We start from the raw sequence: 14412 nt of genomic DNA on the forward strand, positions 1-14412 counted from the left end.
AAATAGGGCGTGGTTTTTGAGCAATTAATCGAAATCGTGTTGCTTGCATTGGTATTTGTTGCCGTGGTATTCACCGGCCCAAGCGTGATATTTGAAGCCGAACCGGCAGTCACGGTACAGGCCTTTTGAATCGTCATCAGTACCTGAAATGTTCCGTTAACGGTTGCTGCATTTGCCACGGGAATAATGGAAAAGGCGCAGCAACAAAGAATTAAGCGTTTGTCTAAGACTAGAGCCATATCCTTTACCTTTTTCAAATAACCACATTTATTACTTTAGAAAAACAATAAACAATAATGTGGTACAAGAAGACATGGTTTAACCCTAGAATAAGTATTAGGCGTGCGCCAGTTGATCTAATGAATTTTACTTAGGAAAAAGGTGATGTCGTATGCAAAAAAATAATACCCACGGGTGAGTATATTGTTTTGTTTTTATGCTACTGCGGGCATTAAGTCAGGCGGGTAGGGAACACAGATTCATTGGATGGCATTCAAAATAACCACCCAAAAAATGAGAATTAGTAAGATTTATCTTACTCAGCTCATTACTGCGATACATGTTGGTTATGGGCTGTGAAAAATGACTTTATAACCTTGTTCGTTCCAGTGTTGTAGAAGTTCATTTTGTCTGCGGGTTGGCGTAATACCAGTCCAGACAAAAAGCGTTTGCCCGGGGAAAAGTTCAGGTCTTGGCGATTCAATGGGTTCAGCAAGCACGGCAATATGCCAGCCCGATTGCGATAAACGCCAGGCTTCGAGCCATAAACGGGTTCGGTCTTCAACATCCCAGGCCATCAGGATGGCATCTTTCCCTGATTTGCGCCGCATTTCAGACAGCAGGGTGGCTACATATTCAATCAATGCGCCATCAAGCATACTGTTCATGATGCGGGATGTATTATGGTCAAGTATCAACCGCTGACGCACAGGAAGATAAACGCGATCAATCAACGCATCTACGGGGTAGGCGCGACCGAGTGCGATAATTTTGGCTCGCAGCTTCGGGGGATACGCCATACGAAGAATGCCCATCATCTCTTCTTGCAATTGATTCCAGTCGTCGTCAGTTTCACGGGTACTGGTTTCCAGCAATGCTTTAACTTTGCCAACGGGTGTGCCACTGCTAATCCAACGTTTTATTTCTTCAATACGTTGAATATCCTCTTCATCAAAGAGTCGGTGGCCACCTTCGCTGCGTTGAGGTTTGAGTAAACCGTAACGTCGTTGCCATGCCCGAAGGGTGACAGGATTTATCCCGCAACGTTCTGCGACATCCCCAATGCTGTAATAAGCCATAATTCCCCCAGACACTCCTGATTCTCCGTCACCGATATGCGGTTCCTGCTACTTTGTACAACATGCATCAAATTGTACAAAACATACATAGGATTCTAGCAAAATTAAGATTTACTTTACTATCACGTAGGGAGTAAATGCTGAATTTTTATGTTCAGCATAAAAGAGGTGGCGGGATTATTGTGTAATAACAATACGTTAATTATTATAACGCTGAGAAATCATTTTTTCTCTGGCCACGCGACAGACGGAGTACCATTCAGGCAGGCTCTTGCAAACAGGTTACCCTGGAAGATCTCAATACCCGCGGATTCAAGCCACATCCACTCTTCAGGTTTTTCGACGCCGACCGCAGAAATCATAATCTCCAGAGAAGCGCAGCATTTGATTATGGCCTGAATGATGGCCTGCCGTGGTCCACTTTTATGCACATCAGTGATGAGTTCGCGGCTTATCTTAATTCGGTCCGGTTGAAAGCGAGACAAAAGCTGAAGCCCGGCAAAACCTGCCCCGAAATGATCTATCGCCACACATATACCCGCTGCCTTGAGTGACTTCACGGCCTGCGCGAACGTATCAAAACGCGAAATAACTTCACTTTCGGTAAACTCAACAATGATTTGTTCAGGCACCAGTCCATGCGCCGCGATTTCGTTTATAAGAAAGCTGACTGCATCGGGTCTGTTTACCAGGGTCATGGGTAACAGATTAACCGACAGCATTTTGTGATTAAGACCCAGTGCGCTTGCCATTGCAAATGCAGTCTTTTTGCTCTGCAGATCAGCGGTATACACATCTTCAGGTTTGAATTTGTCAAAATACGTTGCGGGCGTTTCACCGTCTTTACCGCGAATAAGGGCTTCCAGCGCAATGACGCGCTGTGACATAGGATCGATAATTGGTTGAAAAGCAAAGCTGAAATCTGTATCTGACGGGAGTGTGCTTTCATCCAGGATGGTACAGGTATTGTCGGTTATAAAACTCCAGTAATTAGGCGCAGGTATTTCAAAATAGCTCGATTTTTCCGTGGCGAGGACAAATGTGCGGAAAAACTGTAATGCTCTGTCATCATATGTGAGCTGAAATTTGGACGTACCCTTATTGAGTACAGCTTGCAGGACGTCATTCCGTTCATGTTTTTGTAAATCAAATAACTCCATCCCTACATTTCCGAATCTTCTCGCAGGCGCGTAATCACACATCAGTTCAACGATATTGTGGTGCCGGGGGTCGTTACAAATACAACGATAGATCTCTTTTACCTGTTCCTCTGGGCCTTCAAGCAGTTGGAAAAAGTGATGGCCGTTAAAGAGTAAGATCCCCGTAACATCTGATCGCCTGTTTTTGATATTTGCGGCTGTCACCATATCCTCAAGCGCTTTGAGAGGGGCGTCTTCACGTAGATGGCTACGGTAAATAATGGTCGTGAGCATGGACAGTCCGGGATCAAGGAAAGAGAAGAGGTCTGGTCAGTATCAGACAAACCAGGTTACGCCCTGATTTTAATACATAATTCTAACTTTGTCTTTACAAGTAATCGGGCTAATACAGATCAATTTCATTGATAACACAAAGTGATTTGTACAAAGAAATTGAATTTCATGGAGATCTTAACCATCGTAACCACATGATTTAATTGGTTTAGCATTTTTTGCTAAAAATTAGCGTGCTATGTTGTACACATTTTCGGTACAGCTTTGCTACTGTTATAAAACTTAATATTCACCAGCATTTTGTTACAGGAGCACTCCATGCAGCAGCATACCGTTCGCACTGATTCTGCAAGCGCGATTTCTCGTTACTTTGCTAAAGCGCATCTGCCAACCCAACAGGAAACGTTGGGCGAAATCGTGACTGAGATACTAAAAGATGGGCGCAATCTCAGTCGCAAATCACTGTGTACCAAACTTCTGCACCGTCTTGAAAATGCATCAGGTGAGAATGAACAGAAACATTACAATGCGTTAATCGGCCTGCTTTTCGAATAAAATAAAGCCCTACTATGATTATGGGTAAGTAGTGAAGGAGTTATGAAGAAACCTGACAGTGAACGCTTGAAACATGAAATTACAGGTTTGGCTGTGCTAGAAATTTTGCGAATGCATAAAGACGTTTCGTTAGCTGCACTGATTAAGCAATTGCGGCTTATGCATGCCAGTGAAATGGATGGTACACGTAAACAATTAATTGACAGCGTTATCAATGATTTCACAAATGTTAATCCGGGGAAGATAAGCAGAAAACCGGAAAAAACGAGAGATGAGAGTGCTTTCAGTGCCAGCAAAAACCCTAAATTACATTAAAGATAATTCTCCAGACTATACAAGCGAGGTTACCATGCTTCATGAAATTAATGTCCACAGTGTAATGACGGATAAAGCTTTATCAAGTTACTTCCATAATGCAGGTGAACTATTAGCAGATGAGTCAGTGGTATTGGGGCAGGCGGTAACAAATGTAATTCTGGCAGGTGATAATGTTAATAATAAAAACATCATTTTAAGCCTGATTAGTTCTCTGGAGTCAACAACTGACGTTGTCAAGGCAGACATTATCAGAAAAACCCTGGAAATAGTGTTACGTTATACGGCTGATGACGTCTAATGAGATAGCACATTAATATAAATACACAGCACAATTATTGTATGATGTAAGTTCTGTCGCTTCGCTGTTTGGATTAAGACTATACATAGCATCCTCTTATTTTTATGACTGCATATTATGGAGTTGATATGGCTAATTCAATTCCGGAAGATTTTATTTTCCGCTGCGCTTTGTATAAGGATATAGAGCGTAATGTCATGTTAAAACAGGGTTGTATCAGTAATGATGTTCTTATTCAGGCATTCAGCACGCAGTTGAAGAATGAGAAGAATGTGATACTGACCGATCTCTATTCACAGATACTGGCACATCTTCAACTCGATAAAACTTCGCAGCCCGGTGAGGTCAATGGTGATTTTTCGTTGAGGTCATAATGATGAACATCGTGCAGGAACATGCTGGAAACGCAGTTTTATGGATTGATGATATCTATATCAGGCAAGGGTTAAAGAATATCCTTGCAGATATCGTTTTTGAAGATGACAAGGCGCGACTTGTTTTCTTCACCGCTAATCACTTTGATGCGGTAAAAAAGCAAAATTACGATCTGAATACATATCGTCTGGTGCTGCTGATTGATGGCCATCTGTATCAGTATCTCAATGACATCTCACTTTACAGACTGCCAGTAGATAGCGATGTTGCCTCAATCAAGCAATTTATTATTGATATTACTCGTGCTGGTGGAAAGCACGAGCATCAATCGGAACTCAATATCTCCTTGACTGCGCGAGATAAATATATTTTAACGCAGCTAGGGGAGGGGCGAACTGTTTTTGAGATATCTGCCATGTTAAATCTACACTTAAAAACCATTTACCAGGCCAGGCAGAATCTGATCAAGAAACTTGGTTGCTCAGGGCTGATTGATTTTCAGGGAATACTGCAAGCGCAAATATTCCGGAACTGGCTGAAGCATGCCTGATCATCGATACGCTGAACTTACCTTCAGCGATTTGTGTAAGTTTAAATCAATCGCTCGGGTTATCTCATCGATGATGTCTTCTGTTGTGAACATAAATTAACGCGCATTATAAGAGGGCGATGATACAGCCTTGTCGAGATGCTTATGATTTATTTATAGATTTCAGCAACCCCGTGCGGTTCAGCTCGTTAATAATGCACTCAGGTTCTTCACACAGAGGCATATTGTCTATATCTAAAACGCCATCATTTTTTTGTGGATCATCAGCCTGCAGGTCTGCAAACAGTGGAGTAAGATCCCGCGGTGCTTCGCCTCGTTCGGCCACCAGCTCAAACGTTTTATTTTTTGCCGCCTCGTTAGTCAGGGCACTGACCAGAACCTGGGCGATTTGCTGCCTTGATATCACACCATCTTCTGGTGTTCCTGCATGGCGACGATCCCCCTGGAGCAAAACGATTCTGTGTTCATCATCATTGTTGTAATCAAACCAGCCGGGTCTGACGATGGTATACGGGTGACCACTCGCTCTGACCAGACGTTCGGCACGTCTTTTCCAGTCATGAACCTCAGTGCGTTGATTCCAGGTACTGAGTCGTTCAGTCACGCCAATCGTGGTCATTAAACCGATGCGTACAGGTGTATCCCTGAAGAGTCGTAAAATGTTACGCACACCGCCGTAATCTATCGCTCTGGCGCCAATACGCCCCTGGCCATCGGAACCGAGAGTGAAGATGATGGCATCAATATCTTTCGGCAAATCGGTAAGTGTTTCAGGCATTGAAACATCGCCGTAAAAAACATCCGTTCCACGCGGAAGTAATTTTACTTTCCGTTTATTTCTGACCAGCGCCACGGGCTGATGGCCCATTTCGATAGCGGTATTCACGACATGAAGACCAATACTTCCGGTCGCGCCTGCAATGAGTATTTTCATGATAAACCTTCTGATAACTCAGACTTATTTTCTCTACAGCCAGAATATCAATTATCATTATTGTCAGTAATAGGGCTAAAATGATTGTGTCTATGAACACCCTTCATGAGTGCGCGATGAAGGGAATGCCACCATAAGGAAATCGCCGATGCTCAAAGAAAACTTCAACGAACTGCAAATCTTTCTGGTGGTGGCAAGGGAGCGAAGTTTTACCAAAGCAGCGGGCAAACTGGGTGTATCTCAGTCTGCACTCAGCCATGCGATGAAGGCGCTGGAGGAAAGGCTCAATATCCGCCTTCTGACCCGTACGACCCGAAGCGTTGCCCCTACGGAAGCCGGTGAGAGAATTATTGCCTGCCTTGAACCGCGTATTGCCGATCTTGAACAGGAGCTGGAATCGCTGGTTCAACTGAACGGCACTGCCTCCGGCAATATCCGCTTATCTGCCGGGGAGCATGCCGCGCGAAGTTTGGTATGGCCAAAGTTAAAACCTTTCCTCAGGGAATATCCGGAAATTAATCTCGAACTGGTGGTTGATAACGGCTTTGTCGATATTGTTGAGGGCCGTTTTGATGCCGGGATCCGCCTGGGCGAAAGCGTGGATAAGGATATGGTTGCTGTAAGAATTGGCCCGGACATGCGCATGGCCGTGGTGGGAGCACCGTCTTACTTCGCGGCAAACCCTGCACCTGAAACGCCGCACGAGCTACAAAATCATCGGTGCATCAATATGCGCCTGCCGACTGCCGGTGGGCTTTATCACTGGGAGTTTGAGAAGGAAGGGAAACCGTTACGGGTCAGAGTGGAAGGGCAGGTAACGTTTAATCAGCAGGCAGAAAGGATTGATGCTGCTTTATCCGGTTTTGGCATTGCCTGTATGCCTGAAGACAGGGTGCAGGATTATATAAAGTCAGGAGAGCTTATTCAGGTTCTGCAGGACTGGTGTCCGTCTTTCCCTGGATATTATCTTTACTACCCGAGCCGTAAGCAGCACCCGCCCGCATTTGCGCTGATGATCGATGCACTTCGCTACGCCCAATAACGGGTCCGTAGACCCGTTCGGGTATTAACGGCCTACGCGGGCCAGGTGCTCAGGAGAGTAACGTTCACCGACGATGTTAATCGTTTCCAGCGCCTGGGTTATCTGCTGCGTATCCTTCTGTGAAAGAATGATGTCGGCAGCCCCCAGGTTTTCCTCCAGCCGGTGTAGTTTGGTGGTACCAGGGATAGGAACAATCCACGGCTTTTGTGCCAGCAGCCATGCCAGCGCGATTTGCGCAGACGTCACACCTTTCTCGGCCGCCAGTTCACCCAGCAAGGTGACCAGCTTTTCATTGGCTTCAATCGCCTGTTCGGCGAAACGCGGCACTTGGCTTCTGTAATCATCCTTGCCAAAAGTGGTTCCTGGCTTAATCGATCCCGTCAGGAAGCCTTTGCCTAATGGGCTGAAGGGAACGAAACCAATACCCAGTTCCTCCAGTAACGGCAGGATTTCCTGCTCAGGTTCGCGCCACCACAGAGAGTATTCGCTTTGCAGCGCAGTGACCGGTTGTACGGCATGTGCACGACGAATGGTTTGTGCGCCCGCTTCGGACAGACCGAAATGTTTGACTTTGCCTTCCGCTATCAGGTCTTTCACAGTTCCCGCGACATCTTCAATGGGGACATCCGGGTCGACACGGTGTTGATACAGCAGATCAATGACATCAGTCTTAAGGCGGCGTAATGATCCTTCCACAGCTTCACGGATATGCTCCGGACGGCTGTTTAAAATCTGCTGCTTGTTGTCGTCGCCAAAAGTAAAACCAAACTTGGTGGCAATAACCACGCGGTCACGAAACGGTTTTAAGGCTTCGCCTACAACCTCTTCATTAAGAAAGGGGCCATACACTTCAGCGGTATCGAAGAAGGTGACGCCACGTTCAACCGCAGCGCGAATAAGCTCGATAGCCTGACGGGTATCGGTCGCCGGACCGTAGCCATGGCTTAAGCCCATGCAGCCGAGCCCAAGCGCGGATACTTCGAGTCGGGATTTACCCAGATAACGTTTTTGCATTGAATGAATACCTCTTTTATCGCGACTTAAACATCAAGTTTGCGGCCGGTCAGCCATTCCACCATCGCCGGATCGCGGTGAGAGAAGAAGGCGCTGGTTGCAGTGTCGAGGGCAGCAATCTGCAGCATATCTTCAGAACTGAGTTCAAAATCGAGAATGTTAATGTTCTCTGCCATGCGTTCTTTGCGCACCGATTTCGCCAGTGAAATGATGCCTCGCTGGAAGATCCAACGCAGAACAATCTGGCCCACGCTTTTGCCGTACTTCTGACCAATTGCCGTTAACACGGGATGCTGGAACAGACCATTTTTCCCTTCAGCAAACGGAGCCCAGGCTTCCGGCTGAATGCCACGGCTTTGATTCCAAGGAACGGCATGCAGCTGCTGGTTGAAGGGGTTAACTTCAATCTGGTTTACCGCAGGGGCAACGTTGTTGAAGGCGATAAGGTCGGCCAGTCTGTCAGGATGGAAGTTGCTGACGCCAATGGCGCGAATTTTTCCTGCCTGTTGTAATTCTTCCATGGCACGCCATGCCCCATGGACATCACCGTAAGGCTGGTGAATCAGATACAGGTCAACATAATCAAGTTGCAGACGATTCAGGGAGCGTTCGAACTGGGCTTTAGCGCCTTCGTAATGAGTATCCTGCAGCCACAGCTTGGTCGTTACAAAGAGTTCGTTACGGGCGATACCGCTTTGTTTCAGAGCGTTCCCAACCTGGGTTTCATTCTGGTAAGACGCGGCGGTATCGATCAGGCGGTATCCCGTGTCGATGGCATCAATCACGGCTCTTTCGCATTCAGCGGCATCAGACATTTGAAACACACCAAAGCCCAGCAGGGGCATTTCAATACCGTTGTTCAGTTTTACAGTTTGCATGACGTTATCCTTTGGCTGTTGTCGAGGAAAAGCATAACGCAAAGTTATTTATTCGATTAGATGGGGTAATTAGCTAGGGTTTATTAGATGTGTTCATTAATTTTGAGGAGGGCTGATGGGCGGCGTTGCGCCAGATATCGTCATTCACACCCTGAGACTTTCAACAAAGGTTTGTCTGACGAACTTAGCACACTGCCTTATTTTCTTGCGTGGCCGAAAGTATATCCATTACTGGAATCCATCAGCGATTTATAGCTGATGCGTTATCTATGAGCCCCGGGAATGGCTTTCCTGATTAGCAATAATCGCGGCCACCTGCATCACCTCTGCTGGTGGTCGCTGCATACTGATTTGTCTGGCCATATAATGCATGTAAGGGGAAACATGACTGAAAATTGCCTTGTAGCCCGCACACAGGTGATTATGCCAGCGCTCGCCCATTTTATGTATCCGGTGCTTCGGGCAACCGCCATGACAGGCAAATCGCCACTCACAGCGCATGCACTCTGAACTCACCTCTGTTTTAGCAAACCCAAACTTGCGTTGCTGTTTGCTGGCGACCATCTTCGCCAGGCTATCCCGGCGCAGATTTCCCAACCGGTGCTCAGGGTAAACGTAATGGTCGCAGCTGTAGACGTCACCGTTTTGCTCCACGATCAGACCAAAACCGCAGGAAGACTGCATTACGCACAGTGATGGCTTTTCACCAAGCCAGGCCGCCAGCGCGCTATCAAACATCTGTACATACACGCGGCCAACGTCCCTGCGTATCCACAGGTCAAATACCCCCTTCATGAAGTTCCCCCATTGTTCCCCGGATACTGACCACTCCGTGACGGAACCGGCGAGTGTCTGTGGGTAGAGTAATTCACCATACTTTTCGTTAGCCGGGCGCTGCTCGACCGCCGGGATAAACTGAACAAACTCAGCCTTCAGTTCCTGGGTCAGATACGCGTAAATCTCTTGCGGATGTTCAGCGGTGACATTATTGACGACAGTCAGAACATTCACATCAACATGGTGTTTCTTCAGCAAATCCATCGCCCGCAGTACGTTGTCAAAAACAGACTGCTTACTCCGGGTCTTCCTGTAGCGGTCGTGCAACCAGGCTGGACCGTCAATCGACAGGCCGACCAGAAACTGATTTTTCGCCAGGAATGCAGCCCATGCCTCGTCAATCAGCACGCCATTGGTCTGGATGCTGTTACTGATACGCTTCTTCCCGGCATATTTGCTCTGCAACTGCATCGCCTTTTCATAGAAAGCAATACCGGCAAGCGTTGGTTCGCCTCCCTGCCAGGTAAATTCCACCTCTGGGCCAGGGTTCGCCTCAATGTACTGCCGCACATATGCTTCAAGCGTGACATCATCCATATGCCGGGCGGGTTTACGGGGTTTCAGCGTGCTCTGTTCTTTTTCCAGATAGAAGCAGTAATCGCAGGCGATATTGCACTGATAGCTGACGGGCTTGGCCATCAAATGGAATGGTTTGCTCATGGTCGCTCCTGAATAAATCACACACGAAATTTAGTGATATTGCTCACTCTTTTATCACTGTGTTTTGACTTTGGCCAAAAAAGACTGAAACATAGTTTTCATTGATATCAATATAACATGAAATATAAACTTCATAACACCAACATTAGGGGTCTTTATGAGCAAACTGTTTGCCGGAGCACAAAATCTGGGTAAATCGTTTATGCTGCCGATTGCCGTCCTGCCAGCCGCAGGTCTGCTTCTGGGATTCGGTGGCGTGTTCACCAATCCGGTTACCATCTCCACCTATCCAGCCCTCAACAGTGAAGTGATTCAGGCGATTTTTACCGTCATGAAACTGTGTGGTAGCGTGGTCTTCGATAATCTCTCTCTGCTGTTTGCCGTGGGCATCGCTGTAGGTATGGCACGAAGCGACAAGGGAACGGCCGGTCTTGCTGCAGTACTTTGCTTTATCGTCATGAACAAGGCGATCAACGCGTCACTATTGCTATCTGGAACGCTGGCCTCAGAGAATCTGGCCGCAGCCGGGCAGGCGAGTGTAATGGGGATCACTACGCTACAAACCGGCGTGATGGGCGGGATCATGAGTGGTCTGCTGGCCTTCTGGGTTCAAAAGCGGTTTGGCAAAACCGAGCTACCCAGTCTGCTGGCCTTTTTCAGCGGCTCCCGTTTCGTGCCTATTGTCAGTTCCTTTTTTGCCATCTTCCTCGGGGTGGCGCTGTTCTGGGTCTGGCCTCATATCCAGACGGGCATTACCCATCTGGGGGGGCTGGTTGAAAAAACCGGTTATGTTGGGACCCTGTTCTACGGCATGATCCTCAAATGCCTCATTCCCTTGGGCCTTCATCATCTGTTCTACCTGCCATTCTGGCTGACCAGTGTGGGAGGGGAGCAAATGGTGAACGGACACCTGGTACAAGGAACGCAAAAAATCTTCTTTGCCCAGTTGGCCGATCCCTCTGTGACGCAGTACTACATCGGGGTATCCCGTTTCATGGCCGGGCGTTTCGCAGACTTTATGTTCGGCCTGCCGGGTGCAGCGCTGGCTATCTACCATTCTGCCCGTCCTGAGAACAAGAAAAAAGTTGCCAGCCTGATGCTTTCCGCTGCGCTAACTGCGTTTGTCACCGGCATTACTGAGCCGCTGGAATTTGCGTTCATGTTCTGCGCGCCGTTGCTGTATGGCATGCACATTGTGCTAACAGGCGTGGCATTTATGTTTACACACATCCTGCAAATCACGGTTGGACAGACATTCTCCGGCGGGCTTATCGACTTTCTGCTGTTTGGTGTTCTTCAGGGTAATGCCAAAACCAACTGGTTGCTGATGCTCCCTCTCGGTGTGGTCATGTTCTGCCTGTATTACTTCTCCTTCCGCTTCCTTATCAAATGGCGTCAACTGAACACGCCGGGCCGTGAAGATGACGCAGAAGATGAACAGCCGGTAGCGGCATCTGTCAGTGGCAGTGAACGGGCTGCAGGGATCGTGCAGGCACTGGGGGGCCGGGACAATATTGTTGATGTGGATTGCTGCGCCACTCGTCTTCGTATCACAGTCAAAAACCCACAAAGCGTTGTTGTGGACGCCTTTAAACTACTCGGCAGCCGTGGGGCGTTTATCCGTGGAGAGGGGGTGCAGGTAGTCTACGGCCCACACGTGACGCTGATTAAAAACGAAGTCGAAGAATTTATCGGTTCATAAAGAAGAGACGTTTTATGAAAGCTGTAATGCTGATGTTTGATACGCTGACGCGTAACCACCTCGCCCCTTATGGGGGCGATGCCATCACTCCCAATTTTACCCGGCTAGCCCGTGAGTCTGCGCAGTTTGATAACTTCTATGTCGGCAGCATGCCCTGCATGCCAGCCCGACGCGAACTGCATACTGGGCGTTATAATTTTCTGCACCGCAGTTGGGGGCCATTGGAGCCGTTCGATTTCTCAACGTTCCAGGTGCTGAAGCAGGCTGGCATTCATACCCATATGGTGACCGACCATAAACACTACTGGCGTGATGGCGGAGCGACCTACCATACCCGTTATTCCACCTTTGAGTTTATCCGCGGCCAGGAAGGGGATTGCTGGAAAGGGCAGGTTGAAAAACCAGCCATCAACTGGCAGGGAATGGAAGACGAAGAAACCCTGCGCCGTCGCAGCGGGCGTATGATCCAGGACCTGATTAACCGTGCGGCGATGCCCATCCAGGACGATCACTTTACTCACCGTACCATCAGTGCCGGTATAGATTTCCTGGAAACCAATAAAGATCAGGATAACTGGTTCCTGCAGATCGAATGTTTCGATCCCCATGAACCGTTCTTCGTACCGGAAAAATACCTTGCGCAGTATGGCTGCACCCCTGATGAATTTGACGGGTGGGTGCCTTACTACTGCGGCGCACCAGGCGGCAGGGATGATGATAAAGTCCGAAAATTCTACCAGGCACTCATCACCATGTGTGACGACTACCTTGGCCAGGTGATGGACAAGCTGAAAGCACTGGAGCTGTGGGAAGACACGTTGTTCATCGTCTGTACCGACCACGGATTCCTGTTGGGAGAGCATCAATGGTGGGGCAAGAACATCATGCCGGTGTACAACGAAATCGCAAACACACCATTCTTTATCCGCGATCCACGTTGTAAAGCAGAAGGCGTACGCCGCAGCGCGCTGGCACAGACTATCGATATTCCGGCAACTCTGCTGGAGTATTTCGACGTTCCACGTCCGCCATCCATGACCGGTAAGCCGCTGCGTCCGGCTGTGGAAAATGATACCCCAGTACGTGATTATGCGATGTTTGGCTACTTTGGCGGCCACATCAATATCACCGACGGCGAGTACGTCTATATGCGCTGCCCACGGGAGGAAGGGAAGGGGGGGCTGTATGAATATACCCTGATGCCGGCCCGAATCGACAGCATGTTCAAGGTGAATGAGCTGCAGAATATCACTATCCATCCCGGCTTTGATTTCACCCAGGGCGCGCAGGTCATGCAAATTCCTGCAACCTTTGGTTATCTGAATCCGTGGCGGTTCGGGGATAAACTCTTCGACCTCAACGCCGATCCGCAGCAGATGCGTCCTCTTCACGACAGTGAACGTGCGTTTCACTACGCACAGGCAATAACTGGGCTGATGGAACGGCATGATGCACCACCAGAACTCTACGTCCGTTTTGAACTGGACATGCTAACGCTGGAACGCGAGATGGCCTTCGCTGAGCACTGGGCCAGACAGCGTCCATGGACCGGGAAAGCCTATCGCTGTGCGCATCATGGCGTGGAAGAGGCATTACGTTTTGTCCTCAGTGCAGCCAAAGAGCAGGGCATAACGCAGGATGCGTTGCTGAAGCATTTCCCGGCCGGACATTCACTGGCTGAAAGGGATATCTTCACGCTGATTGATGCTTGTTTCACCGGAGACCGGCATAAGGCGCTGGTTTATCAGAGCCGATTGCTGCTGAGGACAGAGTAATCATGAACGTCTGGCAGCTTGAAAATAACCGCTTTCTGGTCGTGGTGAACGCGGCGGGCGGTGAGCTATCTTCTCTGCGCGATAAATCCACGGGGCGTGAATGGTTGTGGCAACCGCAGCCAGGCGTCTGGAATAACTCGGCAACGCAGCTGTTTCCTGTGGTCGGGGCGCTCATCCATGAAGGACTGCGTGTAAACAATCGACATCTGCCGTTATCGGCACACGGTTTTTTACGACATCAGACGTTTACCTGCCTTGAACAAGGTGTGAACCATCTGTTGCTGGAAGCCTGCTCCACCTCTGAAACCCTTGGCGTATGGCCATGGTGCTGGCGGATTCAGTTACGGCTCATGTTGCATGAGTTTGGGGTCAGTGTGACACAGCGAGTTTTTAATGATGACCGTCAGCCATTCTTGTATTCCATTGGCTGGCACCCCGGGTTTGCGCTGCCTGTGTCCAGCCAAACGGGATGGCAGGTGAAGTTTGGTGAGCTGGCGGTCAGAGGGCCTTTTCCTACGCGTAACAGAACACTTGTCACGGAAGACCTGACTCGAACAACGCAGTCCTTTGCACTGACAGAGGCAGCCTTTCGCGAGGGTGCCATTTACTTCGGTGACTGCCAGCAGCAACAGATCAGGGTTTGTTCACCCGACGGCACAATCGTCATGACGCTTGAAACGGCTGAATATGACTGGCTTGCGCTCTGGGGCGTTCCCGGTGCTGACTTGCTCTGTATCGAGCCA

Annotated in this window: 16 protein-coding genes; 9 read left to right on the forward strand and 7 right to left on the reverse strand. The window is 48.6% G+C overall.

The features are described from left to right. The 3 genes from FDW87_RS23030 to FDW87_RS18380 form a co-directional block, all read right to left on the reverse strand. Positions 1-239, reverse strand: a 239-nt coding sequence (locus FDW87_RS23030; protein ID WP_252363255.1) for a spore coat protein U domain-containing protein, incomplete at its 3' end; no start/stop codon positions are given. A 327-nt stretch (positions 240-566) separates the two neighbouring features. Further along, the gene (locus FDW87_RS18375; protein WP_137380035.1) at positions 567-1298 is read right to left on the reverse strand and encodes a MerR family transcriptional regulator; all 732 of its coding nucleotides are present in this window, start codon (positions 1296-1298) and stop codon (positions 567-569) included. A 221-nt stretch (positions 1299-1519) separates the two neighbouring features. After that, positions 1520-2731, reverse strand: coding sequence for a diguanylate phosphodiesterase (locus tag FDW87_RS18380; protein WP_075848692.1), 1212 nt, complete (start codon positions 2729-2731; stop codon positions 1520-1522). Between the two features lie 318 nt (positions 2732-3049). On the opposite strand from FDW87_RS18380, the gene ycgZ reads away from it, so the two are divergent. The 5 genes from ycgZ (at position 3050) to FDW87_RS18405 (ending at position 4827) form a co-directional block, all read left to right on the forward strand. Then, positions 3050-3286, forward strand: coding sequence for a regulatory protein YcgZ (gene ycgZ, locus FDW87_RS18385; RefSeq protein WP_016153345.1), 237 nt, complete (start codon positions 3050-3052; stop codon positions 3284-3286). Positions 3287-3328: 42 nt separating this feature from the next. Further along, positions 3329-3601 (forward strand): hypothetical protein, encoded by a 273-nt coding sequence (locus FDW87_RS18390; protein ID WP_016153344.1) that lies wholly within the window; start codon positions 3329-3331, stop codon positions 3599-3601. A 34-nt stretch (positions 3602-3635) separates the two neighbouring features. After that, positions 3636-3902, forward strand: a complete 267-nt coding sequence (locus FDW87_RS18395) for a biofilm development regulator YmgB/AriR family protein (protein WP_016153343.1) — start codon at positions 3636-3638, stop codon at positions 3900-3902. Positions 3903-4030: 128 nt separating this feature from the next. After that, positions 4031-4276, forward strand: coding sequence for a hypothetical protein (locus tag FDW87_RS18400; RefSeq protein ID WP_016156767.1), 246 nt, complete (start codon positions 4031-4033; stop codon positions 4274-4276). Next, positions 4276-4827 (forward strand): LuxR C-terminal-related transcriptional regulator, encoded by a 552-nt coding sequence (locus FDW87_RS18405; RefSeq protein ID WP_016156766.1) that lies wholly within the window; start codon positions 4276-4278, stop codon positions 4825-4827. The genes FDW87_RS18400 and FDW87_RS18405 overlap by 1 nt, the downstream gene beginning before the upstream one ends. Before the next feature lie 142 nt (positions 4828-4969). Here the strand turns inward: FDW87_RS18405 and FDW87_RS18410 are convergent, their stop codons facing one another. Next, entirely contained in the window at positions 4970-5761 is a 792-nt protein-coding gene (locus FDW87_RS18410) for an SDR family oxidoreductase (RefSeq protein WP_047416647.1), read from the reverse strand. A 148-nt stretch (positions 5762-5909) separates the two neighbouring features. On the opposite strand from FDW87_RS18410, the gene FDW87_RS18415 reads away from it, so the two are divergent. Further along, positions 5910-6803, forward strand: a complete 894-nt coding sequence (locus FDW87_RS18415; protein ID WP_016156764.1) for a LysR family transcriptional regulator — start codon at positions 5910-5912, stop codon at positions 6801-6803. Positions 6804-6827: 24 nt separating this feature from the next. Here FDW87_RS18415 and FDW87_RS18420 read toward each other — a convergent pair whose 3' ends face one another. The 3 genes from FDW87_RS18420 to FDW87_RS18430 form a co-directional block, all read right to left on the reverse strand. After that, positions 6828-7817, reverse strand: coding sequence for an aldo/keto reductase (locus FDW87_RS18420; RefSeq protein WP_137380036.1), 990 nt, complete (start codon positions 7815-7817; stop codon positions 6828-6830). Positions 7818-7843: 26 nt separating this feature from the next. After that, positions 7844-8695 (reverse strand): aldo/keto reductase, encoded by an 852-nt coding sequence (locus tag FDW87_RS18425; protein WP_109017606.1) that lies wholly within the window; start codon positions 8693-8695, stop codon positions 7844-7846. Positions 8696-8962: 267 nt separating this feature from the next. Beyond that, positions 8963-10192: an anaerobic sulfatase maturase gene (locus tag FDW87_RS18430; protein WP_047358273.1), complete on the reverse strand. Its 1230-nt coding sequence runs from the start codon at positions 10190-10192 to the stop codon at positions 8963-8965. Positions 10193-10349: 157 nt separating this feature from the next. On the opposite strand from FDW87_RS18430, the gene FDW87_RS18435 reads away from it, so the two are divergent. The 3 genes from FDW87_RS18435 to FDW87_RS18445 form a co-directional block, all read left to right on the forward strand. Further along, positions 10350-11894, forward strand: a complete 1545-nt coding sequence (locus tag FDW87_RS18435) for a PTS transporter subunit EIIC (protein ID WP_016156759.1) — start codon at positions 10350-10352, stop codon at positions 11892-11894. Positions 11895-11908: 14 nt separating this feature from the next. Next, positions 11909-13669, forward strand: a complete 1761-nt coding sequence (locus FDW87_RS18440) for a sulfatase (RefSeq protein WP_049269132.1) — start codon at positions 11909-11911, stop codon at positions 13667-13669. A 2-nt stretch (positions 13670-13671) separates the two neighbouring features. After that, a partial coding sequence (locus FDW87_RS18445; RefSeq protein WP_252363244.1) for an aldose epimerase occupies positions 13672-14412 on the forward strand: 741 nt, incomplete at its 3' end.

It is taken from the genome of Citrobacter sp. wls826 (assembly GCF_005281245.1).
GTDB lineage: Bacteria > Pseudomonadota > Gammaproteobacteria > Enterobacterales > Enterobacteriaceae > Citrobacter > Citrobacter braakii.